Origin of the sequence: Micromonospora sp. NPDC049114, assembly GCF_040648635.1 — a bacterium.
Classification (GTDB): domain Bacteria; phylum Actinomycetota; class Actinomycetes; order Mycobacteriales; family Micromonosporaceae; genus Micromonospora.
Genome location: NZ_JBEZEA010000001.1, coordinates 486032 through 509627, shown reverse-complemented (window position 1 = coordinate 509627; position 23596 = coordinate 486032). Strand labels below are relative to the sequence as shown.

General features: G+C 73.2%; 18 protein-coding genes. 11 read left to right on the top strand and 7 right to left on the bottom strand.

All coding sequences use genetic code 11. The annotated features are described in order from the left end of the window. Nucleotides 1-182: 182 nt before the first annotated feature. The 4 genes from AB0B39_RS02345 to AB0B39_RS02330 form a co-directional block, all read right to left on the bottom strand. Nucleotides 183-692, bottom strand: coding sequence for a GNAT family N-acetyltransferase (locus AB0B39_RS02345; protein ID WP_357493691.1), 510 nt, complete (start codon nt 690-692; stop codon nt 183-185). Continuing rightward, entirely contained in the window at nt 689-1618 is a 930-nt protein-coding gene (locus AB0B39_RS02340) for a ribonuclease Z (RefSeq protein WP_357493693.1), read from the bottom strand. The genes AB0B39_RS02345 and AB0B39_RS02340 overlap by 4 nt, the downstream gene beginning before the upstream one ends. A gap of 363 nt (nt 1619-1981) precedes the next feature. Next, nucleotides 1982-2644 carry a peptide-methionine (S)-S-oxide reductase MsrA gene (gene msrA, locus AB0B39_RS02335; RefSeq protein WP_357573298.1) on the bottom strand — a complete coding sequence of 221 codons (663 nt, stop codon included), beginning with the start codon at nt 2642-2644 and terminating at the stop codon, nt 1982-1984. A gap of 75 nt (nt 2645-2719) precedes the next feature. Further along, complete coding sequence (locus AB0B39_RS02330) at nt 2720-3142, bottom strand: HIT family protein (protein WP_357493698.1); 423 nt, start codon at nt 3140-3142, stop codon at nt 2720-2722. 108 nt (nt 3143-3250) lie between these two features. On the opposite strand from AB0B39_RS02330, the gene AB0B39_RS02325 reads away from it, so the two are divergent. From AB0B39_RS02325 to ilvA, 5 genes are all read left to right on the top strand, one after another. Next, entirely contained in the window at nt 3251-4300 is a 1050-nt protein-coding gene (locus AB0B39_RS02325) for a WD40 repeat domain-containing protein (RefSeq protein ID WP_357573297.1), read from the top strand. A 112-nt stretch (nt 4301-4412) separates the two neighbouring features. Continuing rightward, entirely contained in the window at nt 4413-5555 is a 1143-nt protein-coding gene (locus AB0B39_RS02320; protein WP_234584077.1) for a cystathionine gamma-synthase, read from the top strand. Between the two features lie 12 nt (nt 5556-5567). Further along, nucleotides 5568-6977 carry an amidase family protein gene (locus AB0B39_RS02315; protein ID WP_234584075.1) on the top strand — a complete coding sequence of 470 codons (1410 nt, stop codon included), beginning with the start codon at nt 5568-5570 and terminating at the stop codon, nt 6975-6977. A 46-nt stretch (nt 6978-7023) separates the two neighbouring features. Further along, on the top strand, nt 7024-7842 hold the full coding sequence (locus AB0B39_RS02310; RefSeq protein ID WP_357573296.1) for a DUF4328 domain-containing protein: 819 nt from the start codon (nt 7024-7026) through the stop codon (nt 7840-7842). A 124-nt stretch (nt 7843-7966) separates the two neighbouring features. After that, nucleotides 7967-9187 carry a threonine ammonia-lyase gene (gene ilvA, locus AB0B39_RS02305; protein WP_357573295.1) on the top strand — a complete coding sequence of 407 codons (1221 nt, stop codon included), beginning with the start codon at nt 7967-7969 and terminating at the stop codon, nt 9185-9187. 99 nt (nt 9188-9286) lie between these two features. Here the strand turns inward: ilvA and greA are convergent, their stop codons facing one another. Continuing rightward, nucleotides 9287-9784 (bottom strand): transcription elongation factor GreA, encoded by a 498-nt coding sequence (gene greA, locus AB0B39_RS02300; protein ID WP_234584069.1) that lies wholly within the window; start codon nt 9782-9784, stop codon nt 9287-9289. 168 nt (nt 9785-9952) lie between these two features. Next, nucleotides 9953-10393, bottom strand: coding sequence for a DUF4307 domain-containing protein (locus tag AB0B39_RS02295; RefSeq protein ID WP_357493709.1), 441 nt, complete (start codon nt 10391-10393; stop codon nt 9953-9955). Nucleotides 10394-10591: 198 nt separating this feature from the next. Here AB0B39_RS02295 and mca point away from each other — a divergent pair, with 198 nt between their 5' ends. The 6 genes from mca to purE all read left to right on the top strand — a co-directional run bounded on the left by mca (nt 10592) and on the right by purE (nt 18418). Continuing rightward, nucleotides 10592-11473, top strand: a complete 882-nt coding sequence (mca, locus tag AB0B39_RS02290; protein ID WP_357493711.1) for a mycothiol conjugate amidase Mca — start codon at nt 10592-10594, stop codon at nt 11471-11473. A gap of 48 nt (nt 11474-11521) precedes the next feature. Further along, nucleotides 11522-11815: a hypothetical protein gene (locus tag AB0B39_RS02285; RefSeq protein ID WP_234584066.1), complete on the top strand. Its 294-nt coding sequence runs from the start codon at nt 11522-11524 to the stop codon at nt 11813-11815. A gap of 230 nt (nt 11816-12045) precedes the next feature. Beyond that, the gene (locus AB0B39_RS02280) at nt 12046-14526 is read left to right on the top strand and encodes a bifunctional diguanylate cyclase/phosphodiesterase (protein ID WP_357573762.1); all 2481 of its coding nucleotides are present in this window, start codon (nt 12046-12048) and stop codon (nt 14524-14526) included. Nucleotides 14527-14566: 40 nt separating this feature from the next. Continuing rightward, nucleotides 14567-16603: a thioredoxin domain-containing protein gene (locus AB0B39_RS02275; protein WP_357573294.1), complete on the top strand. Its 2037-nt coding sequence runs from the start codon at nt 14567-14569 to the stop codon at nt 16601-16603. 116 nt (nt 16604-16719) lie between these two features. Beyond that, on the top strand, nt 16720-17895 hold the full coding sequence (locus AB0B39_RS02270) for a 5-(carboxyamino)imidazole ribonucleotide synthase (protein ID WP_357493715.1): 1176 nt from the start codon (nt 16720-16722) through the stop codon (nt 17893-17895). Nucleotides 17896-17926: 31 nt separating this feature from the next. Next, a complete protein-coding gene (gene purE / locus AB0B39_RS02265) occupies nt 17927-18418 on the top strand; it encodes a 5-(carboxyamino)imidazole ribonucleotide mutase (protein WP_357493717.1) in 492 nt (163 codons plus the stop codon). 132 nt (nt 18419-18550) lie between these two features. Here the strand turns inward: purE and AB0B39_RS02260 are convergent, their stop codons facing one another. Then, the gene (locus AB0B39_RS02260) at nt 18551-23449 is read right to left on the bottom strand and encodes a permease (RefSeq protein WP_357573293.1); all 4899 of its coding nucleotides are present in this window, start codon (nt 23447-23449) and stop codon (nt 18551-18553) included. Between the last annotated feature and the right edge of the window lie 147 nt (nt 23450-23596).

Here is a 23596-nt window from a genome sequence, read left to right as displayed (position 1 = left end):
CCTGCGGGGGCACAGGACACCCCGCGCGTCCTTTGCTCTGCTTCAACCCAGGCAACAGAAATGCCCGGTCACTGTTGCCTCCGCTGAAGCAGAGCAAAGGCTCTGCGTGAGGTGGGTGGGGTGGCCGGCTGGGCCGTTGCCGGGCCGGCGTTGAGGGTGGTCGGGCTGTTGCCGGCCGGTGCTCAGAGGGGGCGGGTGTAGCGGACCTGCGGGGTGCGGGCCGCGCCGATGTGCTCCTCGCGCTCCACGCCCGTCGACGTCCAGCCGCCGCGCTCATAGAAGGAGCGGGCGTGCGCGTTCTCCCGGAGCACCCAGAGCACCGCGCGGCGCCAACCCCGGGCGCGCATGGCGTCCAACGCGTCCACCATCACCAGGCGGCCGGTGCCCCGGCCCTGCTCGGTTGGTTCCAGGTGGATCGCGTTGAGCAGCCCCGTCGCCGGGTCGTCCTCGTCGTCCGGACCCAGGTAGCTGAACCCGACGAGCGCCCCGGCCCGCTCCGCGACCGTCAGTCGGTGGGTGTCCCGCTCCCAGCGCCACCGCTCGGTCCAGTACGCGCCCATCGCCTCCGGTGTCGGGTCGGCCAGGGCTTCGACCGGCAGGAAGGCGGAGTACGCGGCGATCCGGGAGCGCTGGTGCAGGGCGCCCACCGCCATCAGGTCGCCTTCGGTCGCGGGGCGGAGCGTGACGGTCATCCGGCCGAGGCTACCCGGCGCGGCGGGACCTGCACGGTGGTCAGATCCTCGGCGATGACCAGATCCCCGTCGAAGTGCGCTCGGGCCTCGTCGTAGAACCGGCGCGGGTCGGGGTAGCGCTGCGAGAAGTGCGTGAGCACCAGGGTGCGTACCTCCGATTCGGTCGCCACCCGCGCGGCCTGCGCCGCGGTCAGGTGCCCGACCTCGGCGGCGAGCGCGGCCTCCGACTCCAGGAACGTCGACTCGATGACCAGCAGGTCGGCGTGCTCGGCCAGGGCGTACACCCCGTCGCAGAGGCCGGTGTCCATCACGAAGGCGAACCGCTGCCCCGGTCGGGGCACGCTCACCTCGTCGCGGGTGACGCGACGACCGTCGAGGTCCAGGTGCCCGACGCGGATCAGCTCGCCGACGGCCGGGCCGGCGATGCCGTACGCGGCCAGCTTCTCCGGCAGCATCCGGCAGCCGTCCGGCTCGATCAGCCGATAGCCGTACGTCTCGATGGGGTGCCGCAGCCGGCGGGCCTCCAGCGTGCCGCAGCTCAGGGCGATCCGTTGACCGTCGGTCTCGATCGGGGTGACCGCCAGCTCGGCCGTCTCGTAGAAGGAGGTGGCGTGCCGCAGTCGGGCGAAGTACTCGGCGCCGCCCGCCGGGAAGTGCACGGCGACCGGATGCGCCACCCGGTCCAGCGAGAGTCGCTGGATGGTGCCCGGCAGGCCGAGGCAGTGGTCGCCGTGGAAGTGCGTGACGCAGATCCGGGTCAGGTCGGTCGCGGTGACAGTGGTGTGCAGGAGCTGCCGCTGGCTGCCCTCACCCGGGTCGAAGAGGATCACCTCGTCGTCCCAGCGCAGCACGTACCCGTTGTGGTTGCGCTGCCGGGTGGGCGCCTGGCTGGCCGTCCCGAGAATCACCAGCTCGCGCATCGACACACTGATCTCCCGCGGATATGGAGCGACCCCCGGGGCGCTCCACGCTGTCGCGCGGGCCGGCTGGACTTGGCCGGCACCCCGGGGGTCGGGTGGCTGTCTGGAATTCGCCGCACCGCTGCCACACGGTCTCGACGGTCGTACTGGTTGCCCGCCTCGCGGCGGACGGATCACTGTCGAGGACAGCGGCTAGCTGACAGCCACCTCACGAGTCCGATTGCTATACAAGTCTGGACCACCTCCTTTCACGTGTACCTGCACGCTATCGAGTCCCCGGCGGGCTCGGCAACGGATTTCGATCACAGGGCCGAACGGGAATGCCCGGCCACCTCGTCGGCAGCCGGGCATCGCGTTCACGCAGGTGGGTCAGCCAGCGGTACGGGCAACGCCGACCGGGCAGCTCAGGCCGTTCGGGCCGTGGTTGCAGTACCCGTTCGGGTTCTTGGTCGGGGCGAGGTACTGCTGGTGGTAGTCCTCGGCGAAGTAGTAGCTGCCGAGCGGGGCGATCTCGGTGGTGATCTCGCCCTTGCCGGCCCGCGTCACGATCGGCTGGAACGCGTCCCGGGACGACTCCGCGATTGCCCGCTGCTCGTCGGTGGTCGTGTAGATCGCCGACCGGTACTGGGTGCCCACGTCATTGCCCTGGCGCATGCCCTGCGTCGGGTCGTGGTTCTCCCAGAAGACCTTCAGCAGGTCCTCATACGTGATCTTGCTGGGGTCGTACACCACCTGGATGACCTCGGCGTGCCCGGTTCGGCCGGAACACGTCTCCTCGTACGTCGGGTTCCTGGTGATGCCACCCGCGTAGCCGGCGGAGGTGGTGTAAACGCCGGGCAGCGTCCAGAACAGCCGCTCAGCGCCCCAGAAGCAGCCCATGCCGAAGACCGCTACCTGCAGCCCCTCCGGGAACGGGCCCTTCAACGGGGTGCCCAGCACCTCGTGGCGGTCGGCAACTGGCATGGCGATCTGACGGCCCGGCAGGGCCTGGTCGGGCGAAACCATCTCGGCGTTCATACGGCGCAAAAACACGTGGGGATCTCCTCTCGTACCTCTCGCAGCGTGCAACACCGGTGGGTCCACCTTCCTTACCCGCACGGGTGTGAGTCAGGCAGCGCCCGAGAGCGCGGCGGCGACCCGGTGGGCGTAGGTCTGGGCCTCGGCGTCGTCCGCGTAGCGGGTGCGCGGCCAGAAGAACCCGCGCAGCCCGTCGCCCTTGGTGCGCGGCACCACGTGAGTGTGCAGGTGCGGGACGGACTGGGACACCTTGTTGTTCATCGCCACGAACGTCCCACCGGCCCCCAGAGCGGACTCCACGGCCACCGCCAGGCGCTGGACCAGCGCGAAGTAGCCGGGCAGCAGGTCGGCCGGAAGCTCGGCCAGGGTCACCAGGTGCACGCGCGGCACCACCAGCACGTGCCCCTTGAACACCGGACGGGTGTCGAGGAACGCCACCCCGTCCGGTTCGTCCGCGACCCGGAACGCCGGCACGTCACCCGACACGATCCCGCAGAACACGCACCCGCTCATCGCCCCAGGCTATGTCGCCGGCCACGCGGGGACGCGCGCCCCCCGCGCATCCATCGGCCGTGATAGACATTTACCGGTCTGGATCAATACACGGGGGAAGGACGCACCTTGCACATCAGAAGAGGCACGACCCTGGCGCTCGCGGCACTGACCGCCGGGCTGCTCACCGCCGCGATACCGGGCGCCGCCCAGGCAGCCGTCGCGCCGACGGCCACCCCACTGTCGTTGCCGGCGGTGTCCGACGTGGTGTCCGCCGGTGACCGGGTCTTCGTCAGCGGTGGCCCCTCCTCGACCGACGTCGTGGTGGCCAGTGCGACGGGCGCGGTGGTCGGCACCCTGTCCGGCCTGCCCGGCCCCTCCGACCTGCTGCTCAGCGCCGATCGGCAGACCCTCTACGTGGCGCTGCCCACCGCCAACGCCATCGCCGCCTTCGACACCGGCTCACTTGTCGAGTCGGCCCGGTACGACACCGGCGCGGGCGCGTGCCCGTCGTCGCTCGCGCTGACCGGGCGGTACCTGTGGTTCGGGTACGGCTGTGGCGGTTGGGACGGCAACATCGGCCGGATCGACCTGGGCCGCCAGCCGGCCCGCGTCACCACTGGCCTGGACACCGGTAGCGGCTTCTACGGCGCTCCGCTGCTGACCGCCGCCAGCCAGAACCGTTCGGTGCTGCTGGCCGGGCAGCCGGGCCTCAGCCCCGCCTCGGTGTACGCGTACGCGATCGGCACCGGGGGCGTGCTGGGCCCGCCGAGCACCAACGACTTCATGGCGATCGGCAGCAACCTGCGCGACATCGCGCTCGACCCCACCGGCACCACCCTCTTCACCGCGTCCGGCGCCCCGTACGAGGTGCAGGCGTTCCCGGTCGCCGCCATCAGCACCCCCTCCGCGACCTACCCCACCGGCGCGTACCCCAATGCTGTCGAGGTGTCGCGGGACGGCACCCGGATCGCCGGCGGAGCGGACGCCTCCTACGACCCGGACGTGTTCGTCTTCCGCCCGGACGGCACCGAGCTGGCCCGCTTCGAGCTGGGCGACGAACTCAGCTCCGGCGCGCTGGCCTGGGCGCCCAACGGGGCCCGGCTCTACGCGGTCTCCTACGACTGGACCGGCGCCCACCCGGTCACCCTGCACGTCCTGCCCGTTCCGGCCGGCTGACCGGCCCGCCGGCCTCCCGGCCGGCACGCGGGGGCCGGGCCGAAAGGTCCGGCCCCCACCGGAGCACGGGTTCCGTTCCAGCCCGCCGGACGGGGGCACTAGCCTCACCAGAATGAGTCACGGCTTCGAGACGCTCGCCATTCACGCCGGTCAGGACCCTGAGGCCCGCACCGGCGCGGTGATCCCGCCGATCTACCAGACCAGCACGTACGCCCAGGACGCCGTCGGTGCGCCCCGGCTCGGCTACGAGTACAGCCGCTCGGGCAACCCGACCCGTGACGCCCTCCAGGAGTGCCTGGCCGCGCTGGAGGGCGGGCCCGTGGGCCTCGCCTTCGCCAGTGGCCTGGCTGCGGAGGACACCCTGCTGCGGGCGGTCTGCCAGCCGGGCGACCACGTGATCATCCCGGACGACGCGTACGGCGGCACCTACCGGCTCTTCGCCCGGGTCGCCCAGCGCTGGGGCCTGGAGTTCACCCCGGCCAAGGTCTCCGACGCGGCAGCGGTCCGGGCCGCCGTGCAGCCCGGCCGAACGAAGATCGTCTGGGTGGAGACGCCGACGAACCCGCTGCTCGGCATCGCCGACATCGCCGCCCTGGCCGCCGTGGCACACGACGCGGGCGCGCTGCTGGTTGTCGACAACACCTTCGCCTCGCCGTACCTGCAGCAGCCGATCGCCTTCGGCGCGGACGTGGTGGTGCACTCCACCACCAAGTACGTCGGCGGGCACTCCGACGTGGTCGGTGGCGCGCTCGTCGTCGCCGACGCCGGGCTCGGCGAGGAGCTGCGCTACCACCAGAACGCGATGGGCGCGATCAACGGCCCGTTCGACGCCTGGCTCACCCTGCGCGGCATCAAGACCCTCGGGGTACGCATGGACCGGCACTGCGACAACGCCGAGCGGCTCGCCGCGTACCTCGACGGGCACGCCAAGGTGGCCCAGGTGATCTACCCCGGGCTGCCCTCGCACCCCGGTCACGAGGTCGCCGCCAAGCAGATGCGTCGGTTCGGCGGCATGATCTCGTTCCGCGCCTCCGGCGGTGAGGACCACGCCGTCGAGATCTGCAACCGCACGAAGCTCTTCGTGCTCGCCGAGTCGCTCGGCGGCGTGGAATCCCTGATCGAACACCCGGGCCGGATGACACACGCAAGTGCTGCCGGCTCGCCGCTTGAAGTTCCCGGCGATCTCGTGCGACTGTCTGTCGGCATCGAGACGGTCGACGACCTGCTCGCCGATCTGGAGCAGGCGCTGGGCTGACCGCTGGGGAGGATGGCCGTGCAGGACATCATGGCGACCTGGGTCGGGGCGACCGCCAAGCAGATCGCCCGGGGCGTACGCCGGGGTGACGTCTCGGCCACCCAGGTCGTCGCCGACCACCTGGAGTACATCGCCTCGGCCGACCGCGAGCTGGCCGCCTTCCGCGCCGTTCGCGGCGGCGAGGCGATCACCGAGGCCGAGAAGGTCGACGAGCAGGAGGACCTGGCCAACCTCCCCCTGGCCGGGGTGCCGGTGGCGGTCAAGGAGAACACCCCGGTCGCCGGCCTGCCCACCTGGAACGGGTCGGCAGCCGTACGGACCGACGTCGCGGAGGCCGACCACGAGGTGGTGCGTCGGCTGCGCGGCGCCGGCGCGGTGATCCTCGGCGTCACCCGGATGCCGGAGCTGGGGCTGTGGGCACTGACCGATGACGACAGCGCGGTGACCCGCAACCCGTGGGACAACACGCGTACCCCCGGTGGCTCTTCGGGGGGCGCCGCCGCCGCGGTCGCCGCCGGCCTGGTGCCGATCGCGCACGGCAACGACGGGCTCGGCTCGATCCGGATCCCGGCGGCCTGCTGCGGCCTGGTAGGCCTCAAGCCCGGCCGGGGCGTGGTGCCCTGCCAGCTCGGCGCGGACGACTGGTTCGGCCTCACCGAGCACGGCATGTTGACCAGCACCGTCGCGGATGCCGCGGTCGGCTTCTCGGTGCTCGCCGGCCGGCGAGCGGAGAAGCTGGTCCCGCCGCAGCGGCTGCGGGTGGGTGTCTCACTGCGCTCCCCGGTGCGCGGCGTCTCCCCGGACGCACCCAACCGGGACGCGGTGGCCACCGCCGGCCGGCTGCTCGCCGCCGCCGGGCACGACACCGTGCCGGCCGATCCGGTCTATCCCACGGCCCTGGGCCTGCAGGGCATCGCCACCTGGTTCGCCGCGGCCGCCACCGACGTCCGGGCCGCCGGGCTGGACCGACGCGGCCTCCAGCGCCGCACCCGGCGGCACGTCGCGCTGGGCGAGTGGGCGCAGCGTCGCGGTTACGTCCGGGAGGCCGACCGGGCCGCCTGGCGGCAGCGGTCGGTCGACTTCTTCACCGACCACTCGGTCGACCTGCTGCTCACCCCCGCGCTGGCCAGCGCGCCGCCGGAGGCCGGGCGCTGGTCCGAACGGTCCTGGCGGGCGAACATGTCGGCCAACATCCGGTACGCCCCGTACGCCGCGCCGTGGAACATCGCCGGCTTGCCCGCCATCGTGGTGCCGGTGGGCCGCCGGCCGGACGGCCTGCCGGTAGCCGTCCAGATCGTCGGCCCGCCCGGCTCGGAGCTGCTACTGCTCGGCGTGGCCGGTCAGTTCGAGATGGCCGCCCCGTGGCCGCGGCACGCCCCCGGCTACCCCGTCGTCGGAACGGGGTCGCCGGCCACCGCATGATCGTCTACGGTGTCCGCGCAACGTCGCGCGGACCCGGGGGACACCAATGCGCTGCCAGACCTGCGGGGACCCCACGTCCCCCGAGCACAACGATTGCCAGCGCTGCCACACGCCGCTGGGCCAGCCCGCCGTCACGCCGGGCCTGCCGACCTACCGCGTACGCGGGATCGGCCTGGCCGCGAACATCGCCGTCGGCGCGACCGCCGTGCTCTACCTGGTGGTGGCGCTGTCCCCGCTGATCGGGATGGCGATGGCCCGGCAGGCCAGGGCCAACGACGACGCGGACCTGCTGCTCGGCCCGCTGCTCATCGGAGGGCTGCTGTCGCTGCTCATGCTGGTGGCGCACCTCACCGCCGCCGTACTGGTGATCATCTGGACGTGGCGGACGCGGAAGAACACCGACGCCTTCCCCGGTGCGCTGCCGACGCTCGGGGCCGGCTGGGCGATCGCCGGCTGGCTGGTGCCCTTCGCGAACTTCGTGGTGCCGGCCCGGGTCGTGGCCAACGTGGCGCGGGACAGCCTCTGGCGGCGGTTCACGCCGACGCTGGTGGTCGTCTGGTGGTGTGCCTGGCTGCTGTTCAGCGTCGGCGACCGGGTGAGCAGCCGCCTGGACGATCGGGCGTACGAGCAGCTGCCGGAGACCCCGTCCACCGACGCCGGCTACCAGGCGTACGTCGACTACTACGGCGACTCCCTGCTCCGCAACAGCCTGCCCGCACTGGGCTGCGCGATCGCCGCGGTGACGCTGATCGTGCTGATCCACCGGATCTCCGCCGCGCAGGAGGCCCGGATCGCCCGCGCCGCCCCGGTGTGGCCGACCGCCCCGGTCTGGCCAGCGGCCCCGGTATGGCCGGCGACGCCGTGATCCACTCGGGATCGCCGAGGTGGCGGTGTCGGGGCGCGGTTGACACCGCCACCTCGGGGACGTCGAGTGGATCAACCCGGTGTCGCCGCAGGGCATGCCGGAGCCGGGTGGCACGATCTGGGGCATGACGGAACTGGTCGGCCTCGACGACGTACGGGCTGCACGGAAACTGCTCGCCGACGTCGTCCGGACCACCCCGCTGGAGCCATCCCGGCCACTGAGCGCGGCACTGGGCGGCCCGACCTGGCTCAAGTGCGAGAACGTGCAGCGCGCCGGCTCGTACAAGGTCCGCGGCGCGTACGTGCGGATCTCGCGGCTGTCGGCGGCCGAGCGCGAACGGGGCGTGGTCGCGGCGAGCGCCGGTAACCACGCGCAGGGCGTCGCTCTCGCCGCCGGGCTGGTCGGCACGCACGCGACGGTCTTCATGCCGGTCAACGCGCCGCTGCCGAAGGTCGCCGCCACCAAGGGGTACGGCGCGCAGGTCGAACTGGCCGGCAACACGGTCGACGAGTCGCTGGTGGCGGCGCAGACGTACGCCGAGCGCACCGGCGCGATGCTCATCCACCCGTTCGACCACCGGGACGTGATCGCCGGGCAGGGCACGGTGGCGTTGGAGATCCTCGAACAGTGCCCCGAGGTGCGCACGATCATCACCGGGGTGGGCGGCGGCGGCCTGATCTCCGGCATGGCGGTGGCAGCCAAGGCACTGCGGCCGGACGTCCGCATCATCGGCGTCCAGGCGGCCGGCGCGGCGGCCTTCCCGCCCTCCCTGCTGGCCGGGGAACCGGTCCGGCTGCCCACCTTCGCCACGATCGCGGACGGCATCGCGGTCGGGCGGCCGGGGGAGATCACGTTCAACCATGTCCGCAAGCTCGTCGACGAGATCGTCACGGTCACCGAGGAGGACATCTCCCGGGCCCTGCTGATGCTGTTGGAGCGCGGCAAGCAGGTCGTCGAGCCGGCCGGGGCGGTCGGCGTGGCCGCGCTCCTGGCCGGTGTGGTGGAGGTGGAGACGCCAGTGGTCGCGGTGCTCTCCGGCGGCAACATCGACCCCCTGCTGATGATGCGGGTGATCGAGCACGGTCTGGCGGCCGCCGGCCGCTACCTGCGGGTGACGGTGCGCTGCTCCGACCGGCCGGGGCAGCTCGCCTCGCTGCTCAGCCAGATCGCCGAGCACCGGGCCAACGTGGTGGACGTGGAACACCAGCGGGCCAATCCGCACCTGGGCCTCGGCGAGGTCGAGGTGGCGCTGTCGGTGGAGACCCGTGGTGTGGAGCACTCCGACACGCTGATCAGCGCGTTGCGAGCCAGTGGCTATCAGGTGGTCTTCGCCGCCGAGGCGTGACACGGGTGGGTGTCACGCCTCGGCGGCGGCACACGTCGAACGGCGCTCAGGTGCCCGGAAAGGCGGCTCGGTGACCGCGGCACGGAGCCGGGTGAACGCTCAGCCGGAGAACGGCTCGAAGCTGACCACTGTCACCTTGATGTCGGCGCCGCTCGGGGCCGTGTAGGTGCAGGTCTGCCCGGAACGGCCACCCAGGATCGCCTTGCCGAGCGCCGACTCGGGGCTGTAGACGGTGAGGTCGGTGGTGGCGGCGATCTCCCGGGAGCCGAGCAGGAAGGTCTCGGTGTCGTCGGCGTCGTCGTCGAAGTAGATCGTCACGACCATGCCGGGCGACACCGCGTCGGCCGACGGGGCCTCGCCGACCTTTGCGGTACGCAGCAGTTCCTGCAGGTAGCGGATGCGACCCTCGGCCTTGCCCTGCTCCTCGCGGGCGGCGTGGTAGCCGCCGTTCTCGCGGAGGTCGCCCTCCTCGCGCCGAGCGTTGATCTCGGCTGCGATCGCCGGACGGTTGGCGATGTGCTCGTCGAGCTCGGCCTGGAGGCGGTCGTACGCGTCCTGGGACAGCCAGGTGGCGGGCGCCTCGTTGCCAGTGGACACAGGCGTTCTCCTCAGTTGTGCGTGGCTGGCTGACAGGTGAACTACCAAGTTACCAGTGCGGTACGACACAGCGTGTCGGCGATCACCGTCGGTGTCCGCATCCGGCACTCGCGGTCGACCCGCCGCGACGGGTTGCCCGGGGGCGTTGCGGGATGACGTTTCCGCAGCTCAGGCAGGGGCCCGACAGCGCAGCACCTCGCCGATGAACGGTCGGGCGGAGGTGCTCAGACGGTGCCGGGTGGTGACGTGCCGGTCGCCGGGTGCGGCGCTCACCGTGACCTCCTCGCGGGCCACCTCCACGCCGGCGCGGTCCCGGGCGCGCAGCACGCAGACCGCCGATCCGCCCGGCGGCACGGTCACCCGGAAGTCGACGACCACCTGGCTGTCCGTGATGTCGGTGTACGTGATCACCTGGGCGTCGTAGACCGGGTCGCCGTACTGCCGGTAGAGCCGCAGCGAGATCAGGCTCAGCACCGCCACCAGCACCAGGAGCACCAGCGCCGCCAGCAGCGTACGACGGCGGCCGTTGCCGGGCGCCCGGCGGCGTCCGTAGCGCCCGGCGGGGAAGACCGGGGTGCCCGGCGAAATTGTGGCGTGCGTCTCGGTCACCGGCGGGTATCTCCTGGCGTTGTTGTCGGCGGCATCGGCAAGAATGGCAGAAGCCCATCCTCCCAGCCCGGCCAAACGGCAGGAATGGCAGGTCGGGCCCCGCGGCGCCGACTCGCAGCGGGGCGAGGAGGGTCCCGGCAGGTCAGCCGGTCGAGCCCGGTCGGGTCCACCGGCCGGCACAGACGAGGAGCGCCGAAGTTGGCAGAGCAGCTGCGTCTCATGGCCGTCCACGCGCACCCGGACGACGAGTCGAGCAAGGGTGCGGCGACGATGGCGAAGTACGTCGCCCAGGGGGTGGACGTGCTGGTGGTGACGTGCACCGGCGGCGAGCGCGGCAGCGTGCTCAACCCCAAGCTCGACCGGCCCGACGTCTGGGCCAACATCGCGGAGATCCGGCGTGCCGAGATGGACGCCGCGCGGGCGATCCTCGGTGTCGACCAGGCCTGGCTCGGGTTCGTCGACTCCGGCCTGCCCGAGGGCGACCCGCTGCCGCCGCTGCCCGAGGGTTGCTTCGCCCTCCAGGACGTCGAGGTGGCGGCCGGCCCGCTGGTGCGCCTGATGCGTGAGTTCCGTCCGCACGTCGTGACCACGTACGACGAGGAGGGTGGCTACCCGCACCCCGATCACATCATGTGCCACAAGGTGAGCGTGGCCGCGTTCGAGGCCGCCGGCGACCCGGAGCGCTACCCGGAGCTGGGCGCCCCCTGGCAGCCATTGAAGCTCTACTACGACATCGGCTTCTCCAAGGCCAAGATCATGGCCCTGCACGAGGCCGTGCTCAGCACCGGCGCCGAGTCGCCGTACGTGGACTGGATCAAGCGCTGGGACGAGCGTCCGGACAAGGGCCCCCGTATCACCACCCGGGTGGACTGCGCCGAATACTTCCACGTCCGGGACGACGCGCTGCGCGCCCACGCCACCCAGGTCGACCCGGACGGCTTCTGGTTCCAGGTGCCCATGGAGCTGCAGCAACGTGCCTGGCCGACGGAGGATTTCGAGCTGGCGCGCACAGTGGTGGACAGCCCGCTGCCCGAGTCCGACCTCTTCGCCGGTGTGCGGGAGACGGCGCACGCGGGCTGATTCCGGCCGGGTCTACCCTGGTAGGCAATCGCACATCGGAGGAACGTCATGCTGACCGCTGCCCAGGTGCTCGCGGAGAACAACTTCGGGGACACCCGCACGGGTGGCCTGGCCGGGCCGATGGGTCTCTTCCTCATCCTGCTGCTGGCCGCCGCGACCATCCTGCTGATCCGCAACATGAACGCTCGACTGCGGCGTCTGCCCGACCGGTTTCCCCAGCAGGGGCGGTCGACCGATGCGACCAGGGCCGACGCTTCAGTCGTCGATCCGACAGACGGGACCAGCGCGCATGATTCATCCGCGCACGCTCCCAATGGGCACCAGCAGCAGCGGAACGGGTAGTCCGCGCATGATTCACGCCGAACCGGGTGGTGGACCCCTGTTGCGACCACCCGGTTTGGCTTAGCCTTCCGCCGGGGGGACCAAAAGTCCCCGAGCCGTGCGCGGGAGGGGGCGCCGATGTCCGTCACAGCACCGGCCGCCCGCCGTACCCTCGGTCGGTCGGCTGACGGGGGAGGTCGATGACCTCCGGCGCGGGCGGCGACCCGTTCGACCGGCTCGGGGTGCACGGCATGCCGGCCCGGCTGCTCGTGCTGACGACCGCGGTGACGGTGACGGCTCTGGCCGCCGCCGTGGTCGGTCTGACCCTTCCGGCCGGGCTGCCGTCCGACGATCCGCTCGGTGGACCGGCCCGCTTCGGCATCGCCGTCGCCGTCCTCGCCGTGGCCCAGCTCGCCCGGCTTCGCTTCCGCAGCTCCGCCGGCATGGTCAGCATCACCTGGGGCGAGGCCGCCCTGATCGTCTGCCTCTACCTCGCGCCGGCCGGCTGGCTGCCGTCGGCCACCCTGCTCGGCACCGGGCTGGCCTGGACGGCGCTGTCGCTGCACAGCGACCGCCGTCCGCCGCTGGAGATCGTCCGGATCGCCGCGTCGCTGACCGCCGCGTCGGCGCTGGCCGTGTCCGTGACCACCGCCCTGGGGCATCCGCTGCTCGCCGCGCCGACACCGATGCTGGCGCTGGCCGTGATCGCGGGATCGGTGACCTACCTCCTGGTGACCGCGTGGCTCGGTGGGGTGACGCTGGGCCTGCGGCACGGGCTGCCCATCGGACCGCCGCTGCTCGCCGCGCTGCGCGGCAAGCTGCTGATGTTCGTGGGCAACGTGGCGGTCGGCCTGGTCGTGATCGCGCTGCTGGAGCTGGACCCACGCTGGTTGCTGCTGCTCCCGCCGTTGCTCTGGCTGCTGCAGCAGACCTACCGCTACCGGCTGCGCGCGGACCAGGAACGCCGGACGTGGCGTGCCTTCGCCGAGGCCACCGCGGCTCTCAACCAGCTCGACGAGCGGGGCGTGGCCAGCGCGGCGGTGACCGGCGCGCTGGCGCTGTTCAACGCCGAGCTGGTCGACGTCGACGTGGCCCGGGCCGACGGCAGGTGGCGCCGCTACCGGGGAGACGCCGGCGGCCAGCTGCACGACCGTGAGGTGGGCCCTCCGGACCGGTCGGAGCCGGACGAGTACGAGTTGGTCCGTCAGCTGTCGGTGGGCGCCGCGCCGGTAGGCCAGCTCCGGGTCCGGTTCCCGCGCTCCGCTCCACCCGCGACCCGGGAACGGGACGCGGTGGCGGCCTTCGGCGACGCGCTCGCCGCAGCCCTGCACGACGCCGCGACCCATCGTGAGCTGCGGCTGGTCACCGCCCGCTCGTCGTACGAGGCGGTGCACGACCCGCTCACCGGGCTGGCGAACCGTACGGCGATGCTCGGCAAGGGCGACCAGTCGCTGCGGCAGCTCGCCCACGACCACCCGGTGGCGTTGCTGCTGCTGGACATCAACCAGTTCAAGGAAGTCAACGACACCCTCGGGCACGCGGCCGGCGACCAGTTGCTGCGGCTGACCGCCAACCGGCTCAGCGCGCTGGCCCGCCCCGGTGACCTGCTCGGCCGGCTCGGCGGCGACGAGTTCGCGCTGCTGCTCACCTCGGTTCCCGTGCTCGGTGACCGGGCCGCGCCGATGGCGCACGCCCTGCGCCAAGCTCGCGAGATCGCCGAGCGGCTGGCCGCGCCGACCGAGGTGGCCGGGGTGCGGATGTCCATCGAGGTCTCCGTCGGGGTGGTGGTCGCCGACGCCGGCACCGCCGACCTGACCGAGCTGCTGCGCCGCGCGGACATCGCGATGTACCAGGCCAAGGAGGGCGGCGGCAGCGTCGCCGCGTACGACAGCACCCGGGACGCGGCCAGCACGGACCAGTTGGCCCTGCTGGCCGAGCTGCGCGAGGCGCTGAAGGTCGACGACCAGTTGGTGCTGGCGTTGCAGCCGGCTGTCGACCTGGCCACCGGCGCTCCCACCGGGGTGGAGGCGCTGATCCGCTGGCAGCACCCCCGGCGCGGCTGGCTGAACCCGGCCGACTTCATCCGCCCGGTGGAGAACAGCGAGCAGCTCGGCACGTTCACGCGCTACGTGCTGGACAAGGCGCTCGGCGTGGCCGCGGGCTGGGCCCGCGAGGGGCTGGACGTCCCGATCTCGGTCAACCTCTCCGCGCGCAGTCTGCTGGATCCGCGCCTGCCGGCGGAGATCGCCGACGCGCTGCGCCGACATCAGGTGCCGCCGCACCGGCTGGTCCTGGAGATCACCGAGACGGTGGTGATGAGCGAGCTGGAGATCATCGACGAGGTGCTCGCCACCCTCCGGTCGATGGGTGTGCAGCTTGCGGTGGACGACTTCGGCACCGGCTTCTCCTCGTTGACCTTCCTGACCCGGATCGCCGTGGACGAGTTGAAGGTGGACCGCTCTTTCGTGATCCGGATGGCCGACTCGCCGGAGGCCGCGGCGATCGTCCGGACCACCGTCGGGCTCGCCCACGAGCTGGGGCTGCGGGTGGTCGCCGAGGGGGTGGAGACGGCCGAGCAGCGGCTGGCCCTGGCCGAGCTGGGCTGCACGTCCGCGCAGGGCTACCACTTCTTCAAGCCGATGCCGGCGGACAAGATCGGCGCGGTGCTCGGGTCGCTGCGCGACTCGGCCGAGTCGAACGTCTTCCGCCTGCGCGCCGACGGCGCCTCCTGACCGCCCGGCGCGTCCCGACCGAGGTGGTTATGGTCGTCGGGTGAACCGACTCGCGGACGCCACCAGCCCGTACCTGCTCCAGCACGCCGACAACCCGGTCGACTGGTGGCCGTGGTGCGACGAGGCGTTCGCCGAGGCGAAACGGCGTGACGTCCCGGTGCTCATCTCGGTGGGCTACGCGGCCTGCCACTGGTGCCACGTCATGGCCCACGAGTCGTTCGAGAACGAGCAGGTCGGCGCCCTGATGAACGACAACTTCGTGTCGATCAAGGTGGACCGTGAGGAGCGCCCCGACGTCGACGCCGTCTACATGACCGCCACCCAGGCGATGACCGGGCAGGGCGGCTGGCCGATGACTGTCTTCGCCACCCCGGACGGCACCCCGTTCTTCTGCGGCACCTACTTCCCACGCGCCAACTTCATCCGGCTGCTCCAGTCGGTCACCACCGCGTGGAAGGACCAGCGGGACGAGGTGCTGCGCCAGGGCGCCGCAGTGGTCGAGGCGATCGGCGGCGCACAGGCCGTGGGCGGCCCCACCGCCCCGCTGGACGCCCCGCTGCTGGATGCCGCGGCGGCCAACCTCGCCGGTGAGTACGACGACACGAACGGCGGGTTCGGGGGCGCCCCGAAGTTCCCGCCGCACATGAACCTGCTCTTCCTGCTGCGCCACCACCAGCGCACCGGAGACCCGCGCAGCCTGGAGATCGTCCGGCACACCGCCGAGGCGATGGCCCGTGGCGGCATCTACGACCAGCTCGCCGGCGGCTTCGCCCGCTACTCGGTGGACGCGCACTGGACCGTGCCGCACTTCGAGAAGATGCTCTACGACAACGCGCTGCTGCTGCGCGTCTACACGCAGCTCTGGCGGCTCACCGGCGACCCGCTGGCCCGTCGGGTCGCCCGGGACACGGCCCGGTTTCTCGCCGACGAGCTGCACCGGCCGGGGGAGGGGTTCGCGTCCGCGCTGGACGCCGACACCGAGGGCGTCGAAGGGCTCACCTACGCCTGGACGCCGGCGCAGCTTGTCGAGGCGCTCGGCGACGAGGACGGCCGGTGGGCCGCCGACCTGTTCGCCGTCACCGACGAGGGCACCTTCGAGCACGGCACGAGCGTGCTCCGGCTCGCCCGGGACGTCGACGACGCCGCGCCCGAGGTCCGTACCCGTTGGCAGCGCGTCGTCGGCCAACTGCTCGCGGCCCGCGACACCCGGCCCCAGCCGGCCCGCGACGACAAGGTGGTGGCCGCCTGGAACGGCCTGGCGATCACCGCGATCTGCGAGTTCCAGCAGGTAGCCGCGCTGTACGCGTCGCCGCAGGACGAGGACGCCAACCTGATGGAGGGCGTCACCATCGTCGCCGACGGCGCGATGCGCAACGCCGCCGAGCACCTGGCCACCGTGCACCTGGTCGACGGCCGGCTGCGCCGGGTCTCGCGCGACGGCAGGGTCGGCGAGCCGGCCGGGGTGCTGGAGGACTACGGCTGCGTGGCCGAGGCGTTCTGCGCGCTGCACCAGCTCACCGGCGAGGGTCGCTGGCTCAGCCTGGCCGGTCAACTGCTGGACACCGCGCTGGAGCACTTCGCCGCGCCCGGGGGTGCCTACTACGACACGGCCGACGACGCGGAGCAGCTGGTCGCCCGGCCCGCCGATCCGACCGACAACGCCACCCCGTCGGGCCGGTCGGCCCTGATCGCCGGCCTCGTGTCGTACGCCGCGCTGACCGGGGAGACGCGCTACTCCGAGGCGGCCGGGGCCGCGCTCGCCACCGTGGCGCCGATCGTCGGGCGGCACGCCCGGTTCGCCGGGTACGCGGCAATGGTCGGCGAGGCGCTGCTCTCCGGGCCGTACGAGATCGCTGTGGCGACCGACGACCCGGCCGGCGACCCGCTGGTGGCCGCGGCCCGGCGGCACGCCCCGCCCGGAGCGGTGGTGGTCGCCGGTCGCCCGGACCAGCCCGGGGTGCCGCTGCTCGCCGACCGGCCGCTGGTCGACGGGCGGTCCGCCGCGTACGTCTGCCGGGGTTTCGTCTGCCAGCGACCGGTCACCTCGGTCGAGGACCTGGTCGCCGAGCTGGGGTGAGCCGTAGCGCCCGGTAGTTGCCGGCGCTGGGTGCGGGGCGGCCGGTGCGGCCTTGTCGGGTGGGTCACCGGCCCTGCGCATCGGCACGTCGGCGGCCCGGATAGGCTGGCCGCGCTATGGATTCCCGTACCGGTCTGCCAGTTGTCGGCATGGTGGGTGGCGGCCAGTTGGCCCGGATGACCCACCAGGCCGCGATCGCCCTCGGCCAGTCACTGCGTGTGCTCGCGAGCGCCCCCGACGACGGCGCGGCGCTTGTCGCCGCCGACGTCCAGTACGGCGACCACACCGATCTGGCCGCCCTGCGCACCTTCGCCAAGGGCTGTGACGTGGTCACCTTCGATCACGAGCACGTGCCCAACGAGCACATCCGCACCCTGACGGCCGAAGGGGTGACCCTGTACCCACCGGCGGACGCGTTGCTGCACGCCCAGGACAAGCAGGTGATGCGGGAACGCCTCACCGAGCTGGGCGCTCCCAACCCCGCCTGGCGGCCGGTCGCTGAGCCCGCCGACCTGGTCGGCTTCGGTGAGCAGGTCGGCTGGCCGGTGGTGCTCAAGGCAGCCCGAGGCGGCTACGACGGCCGGGGTGTCTGGATGGTGGACGACGCCACCCAGGCCACCGAGCTGGCGACCACGCTGCTCGCCGGAGGCACCCGGCTGATCGTCGAGGAGCGGGTGCCGCTGCGTCGCGAGCTCGCCGTGCAGGTGGCCCGCTCGCCGTTCGGGCAGGTGGCCGCGTACCCGGTCGTCGAGACTGTCCAGCGTGACGGCATCAACGTCGAGGTACTGGCCCCGGCGCCGGGCCTGGACGAGGAGTTGGCAGTCGCCGCTCAGCAGCTAGCCATCGACCTGGCCACCGCGCTCGGCGTGGTCGGCCTGCTGGCCGTGGAGCTGTTCGAGGTGCGCGACGACGCGGGCCGGCCGGCGATAGTGGTCAACGAGCTGGCCATGCGCCCGCACAACTCGGGGCACTGGACCATCGAGGGCGCCCGGACCTCGCAGTTCGAGCAGCACTTGCGGGCGGTGCTGGACTACCCGATGGGTGACACGGCGCTGACCGCGCCGGTGGTCGTGATGGCGAACGTCCTGGGCGGCGAGCCGGGCGGGATCTCGATCGACGAGCGGCTGCACCACCTCTTCGCCGCCGAGCCGGGCGCCAAGGTGCACCTCTACGGCAAGCAGGTACGCCCCGGCCGCAAGATCGGGCACGTCACGGTGCTCGGCGACGACCTGGACGACGTACGGGCGCGGGCGGCGCGGGCCGCGCGCTGGATCCGCGAGGGGCACGAGTGACCCGGGCGGCCGCGAACCAAGGAGGACCCCGGTGACCACAGTCGGACTGATCATGGGCAGCGACTCGGACTGGCCCACGATGCGGGCCGCCGCCGAGGTGCTGGACGACTTCGAGGTGTCGTACGAGGTGCGGGTCATCTCGGCACACCGGACCCCGGTCGCGATGATCGACTATGGTCGCGACGCCGTCGACCGGGGGCTCAAGGTGATCATCGCCGGTGCCGGTGGCGCCGCAGCCCTGCCGGGCATGGTGGCCTCGGTGACGCCGCTGCCGGTGATCGGCGTGCCGGTGCCGTTGAAGCACCTCGACGGGATGGACTCGCTGCTGTCCATCGTGCAGATGCCGGCGGGGATCCCGGTGGCCACCGTGTCGATCGGCAACGCCCGCAACGCCGGCCTGCTGGCCGTCCGGATCCTCGGCGCGTCGGACGAGACCCTGCGCGCCCGGATGGCGAAATACCAGCAGGACCTGGAGCAGCTCATCAAGACCAAGGACGCAGCCCTCCAAGCCACCCTCCCGTAACCCCTCCCACGCCTCCCTCCTCCGCGATCTTGCACTTTCGGTCGCGGTAACGCGGCAATTGCCCTTCTATGCGGCGACAGAAAGTGCAAGATCGCGAGGGCAGGCGCGCGGACCCTGCCGTGACCCTCCGATTCATCTCATGCCGCGGAGCGCGGTCTGGAGGCGTTCCTGGGCGCGGCGGCGGCGTTCGTTGCTCGCCCCGAGGACGAGCAGCAGGAGCCCCACGGGGATCAGCGCCAGCCACGGGCCGAGGCTGAACAACGCGTGGATCGCGGCGATCGCGGTGACCGACGCGCCGACGATCACCGGGGCCTGCTGCCGGCTGGACGAGCCGAAGATCAGCACCGCGACCGCGCCGAGCAGCAGCAGCATCTGCCGCAACGTGCTGGAATCGGTGGCCAGCACGATCGCCAGCGTCGGCAGGAACGCGGCGACCAACGCCGGCCCGTACGCCACCCAGCTGCTCAGATCGGGGCGGTGCCGCAGTTCGAGCACACCGACCAGCAGGGCCAGCGCGGCGAACGGCAGCGTGTACGCCTCGGGCAGCGCCACGTCGGCGACGCGCATCAGGATCCACCAGGCGGTGATCTCGCAGAACACCACAGCCCAGAAGAGGATCCGGCGTTCCACCGGCCGCCGGCCGGGACGGGTCGCCGCCACGCCGAGCACCGCTCCCCAGGCGGCCAGCAAAGCGGCGATGTGCCGGGGGGAGTCGAAGGCGAGCGCCAGCGCGATCAGGGCCGCCGCGTACCCGCTCCACTGCACGGTGGCGGCCTCGCGCTGCGCCTCGGGGCGGCGCAGTCGGGGCAGGGTCGCGGCGAACACCTGCAGGACCGCTCCGACGGCGAGCACCCCGAACGCGGACCACACCGCAGCCAGCCCGACGACCAGGCCGGCGGTGAGCACGAAGAGCTGGGCCATCAGCGAGGCGAAGAGCCAGCCCAGGATGCGCGCCCGCTGGGTGGTGCCGAACAGGGCCGCCACCACGCCCACGCCTACCGCGCCACCGAGGGTGAACAGGGTCAGTTGCTCCTCTGCCAGGCTGCCGGCCAGGCCGGCGCCACCGGCGGCCAGGCCGATGGCGAAGACCAGCACCCGGGCCAGCCGCAGCGACCGGGCCGGCTCGACGAGGGGCGGTGGCGGGGTCAGGGCGAGGCCGAGCATCGAGATGGTGAAGACGGAGAGCGCCGCGAGGGTGCTCGCCGGCCACCCGCTGCCCAGCGCGATGGGCGCGATCAGCAGCGTGACGGCGGCGCCGGGCAGCACGACTGGTACGGCACGGGACCGTCGTCCGCCGCTGAACCCGGTGGCGGCCAGGGCGGCCGTCGCGGTGAGCAGCAGCGCGGTCAGCACGTGGGTCGGGTTGACCACGTCCGGCGGCGGCGTGAGCAGCTCCGGCGGCGGACCCTGCCAGATCCGGCTCAACGTGCGGTGCGGCTCGACGAGGGCGACGACCAGGGCCGGCGCGATCGACGCGAGCGCCAGGGCGGTCGGCAGCGCGGCGGCCGCGAGCGCGCCGGCGGACGGGCTGACCCGCCACCGCCGCCGGTCCGGGTCGTCCGGCAGTCGCCGCAGCGCGCCGTCGAGGAGCACCGCCCAGCGGCGGACCGGCTGGGCGGAACCGGTGGGCGGCACGGTCGCCGCGCGGATCAGCTCGGCGAGGACACCGAGCAGCGCGGCGGCGGCCGCGTAGACCCCGGCCGGGAGCCCGGTGGGGATGGCGGCGAGTGCGCTGATGCTGGCACCGCCGACCACTGCCACGCTGACCCAGGGCAGGTACTGCGGAACGTGTCGGCGTACCGCGGCGACGCCGGCCAGACCGAGGCTGGACGCGGCGAGGGCGGCGGTCAGCACGACCTGTGCCGAGTGCTGGAACTCGACGGCCAGCGCCGCCACCGCGCCGGGCAGCGCGAGCAGCGCCGCGCCGGCCGCCGCGCCACCGATCTGCGCCAGGTGCGGCGGCATGCCCTCGGTCTCCAGGTCGGTCACCTGCGGGCCGGCCAGGACGCGCGCCAGCGCGGCCACCACGACGCCGATCAGCGCGATGCTGCCCAGCGCCAGCGCGGTGGTCCACGGGCGGACCAGGCCGGCGCCGGCCCCGTGCAGCGCGACCACCCCGGCCACGGTGGCCCGGGACAGCCCGGCCCGGGCCTCCTCGCTGGCCACCGCCGCCATCCCGTAGACGGTGGCGACCATGGCCCCGACGAGCACCGGCGACCACCAGGGCAGGTCGAACGCGGCAGGTGCGCCGATCGTGGCGAGCACCACGGCCACCCCGGACGCGTCCCACCGCCAGGGCGGCGGGAGCAGGACGCCGGCGGCGACGGCCAACAGCACCAGCGCGATCGGCGCCTGCCAGGTCGCACCGCCGGTCGGCGCGGCCGGCCAGCCGCTCAGGTCGCCGTCCCAGATCGGCCCGGGGGTGGCCAGCACACCGACCCCACCGCGCAGCGCCGTCCAGCCGGCCAGCACCCCGATGAGCAGGCCGCCGACGGCGATGCCGAGGACCGGGCCGCGTCGCCACTCCTCGGGCATGGCGCGGGCGCCGACGGCCACCACCAGGACCAGGCCGGCGGCCACCGCCAGTTGCCCACCCGGCGCGAGGACCGCGGCGATCCGCACCATCGTGGCGATCAGGGCGGTGGTCACCGCCGCGGCGGCCAGGTCCGAACCGTCCAGGGTGAGATCCGAGCGGCGGCCGGCGTCGATCGACGGGGCCAAGAAGAGCAGCACCGCGGCGACCAGCAGCAGCGCCCCGACCCAGGCGTCGGCGACCGTCGCACCGGGTGCGCCGAAGGCGGCGGCGGTGACGACGAGCGCGCCCAGCCCGGTGCCGACCGACAGGGGCGCCGGGATGCGCCGCTGCGAGACCTGCACCATGGCGGCGTACCCGAGGGTCACACAGACGGCCAGGAAACTCGCCGCCAGCACCGGGACGGTCGCCTCGCGGAGGCTGGCCGGGGTGGGGGTCTCGTCGACGGGCATGGTGGCGGCCACGAACGCGGCCACCGCCCCGGGCAGCGCGAAGGCCGCCCCTCCGGAGGCCCAGTCCGTGACCGTGTCGGCGGCGGCCGACGCGATCCGGACCCGGGGTGCCAGCGCGACAAGCGCGCCGGCCGCGAAGAGGGTGAGCAGGACGGCGGCGGTGAGCGCGGGTCGGGACAGCCCGGCGCCCGCGGCGAACAGGCCCACCACGGCGGCGCCGACGGCGTGGGCCAGGGCGGCCCGGGTGGTACGCGCGGAGAGGCCGATGACCCCGATGCCGATCGCGGTGACCACCATCGGCCAGGGCGCCGAGGCCCAGCCGAGGCCGAACGACGCCGGTACGGCAAGCGCCGTCAGCGCCGCACCGGCGACCGCAAACTCGCGGCGGATCTCCGGTGGCAGGGCCACCACCGCGGCGATGGTGAGCAGGAACGCGGCGGCGGCGAGCTGCCACGTGGTCGGGCCGACGGCCGCGGCCAGTTCGGTGGCGTACCTGTCGAGGTCGGCGTCCCAGGCGGGCAGTGCCGCCCGGACGGGGGCGACCCCGGCGCGCAGTGCTCCCCCGGCGACCACAAGTCCGCTGACGGTGAGGGCGACAGCCGAGGCGATCTGCGGGCCGCGTCGGGCCGTCTCGGGGACCGCGCGGACCGCCAGCCCGGTCACCGTGATCACCGCCGCGATCAGCAGCAACGACTGACCGGGCAGGGCCACCGAGACGATCCGGCCGAACGCGCCGATCACGGCCAGAGTGACGATGCCGGCCGCCACGTCGGGCAGCGGTGGGCGGCGCAGCACCAGCGCGCCGGCCAGCCCGACGGCGGCCGCCAGCAGGAGCACCAGCCCGGCGCCGGTCGCCGTCGGCACGGCCTCCGCCCGCAGCAGGGCGGTGACCGCGTACGCCAGGGCGACCGCGACGGCCACCGCGTGCAGCGACCAGGTCAGCTCGCGCAGCCCGGGCACCGGGCGGGCGGGCCGCGCGTCGACGGTGCCCGCGCCAGCATCGATCAGTTCGCCGGCCTCCTCCGGGTCGGCCTCCGGTCGGGCCTCGGCGTCACGCTGCCGAGGTGTCGCCGATCCGCTGGCGGGGCTCGGCAGGTCCTGTCGGACGGGGCGCTCCACCACGATCGGGGAGCGGGCCAGCCAGAGGTCGAGAAGGGCCACCAGGGTCAGCACCAGCGCCCAGCCGCCCGGCCCGGTGATCCGGTCGTACGCGAGCAGCGGCAGCACCGGCTGCGCGGCGACCACTGTCGCGAAGCGGGGCGCGCGCAGCCCGGTCCAGGCGGCGTACCCGACGGACACGGCGGCGGTGGCCGCGAAGATCAGACCGGCGAAGACGGCGCCGGAGGTGGCGCCGTCGTCGATCCGGTCCACCGCCCACAGCGCGTACCCGGCCAGCGGCACGAGCAGCAGACCCACCGCGGAGATCGTCTCCGCGGTGGAGGTGAGCCCGCGCCGGGCCAGCGCCGGCGGCGCGAGCAGCATCAGCACCGTGGCGACCAGCAGGACGCCGAGGCGGGCCAGCGCGTCCATCGAACTCGTCGCCACCGCGGCGAAGACCACCGCGGCCACGGCGAGCAGCAGCGCGCCCAACCCGAGAGGGATGTTCTGCACCTCCCGCGAGGACGCCTCCGGCGGGTGCTCGGGGTCGTCGGCGTCCAGCCAGGACGCCCTTGGCGGGGGCGGCGGCGGATCTTCCGGGCTGGGCGGGGTGCCCTGGCGCGGGACCCGGGGCGGGGCGCCGGTGGTGGCCGTCGGCGGGCGGCGACCCGGTCGGCGGCGCAGCACCCGGCGGGGCCGGGTGGCCTGCTTGATCCGCTCCTCACCGGCGTGGGCGAGGATGTCCCGTTGGAAGAGCGCGGCCTGCATCTTGGCGGCGATCTGCCGCTGTTCGCGGGCGATGGCGGCGTCGCGCGCCTTCATCTCCGCGATCGAGCGCTCGATGTCCGCCAGATGCTCGACCCACTGGGGCTGGTCGGCCCCGCAGTGCGGACACTGCACGGCCGGCTTGATCTCCCGACCGCACGAGGAGCATTGAAAGGTCGCCACGACACCCCTCCACCCGCACTGTGGACTCCCACTGTCGCAGCATGCCCAAAGCTGGCGCGGATTTCGACACTTGTCGGCGGGTCCGGGGCAAACAACATCACCGGCCGGCCGCGCAGGGGTGCGTCGCGACCGGCCGGTGAGTGGCGA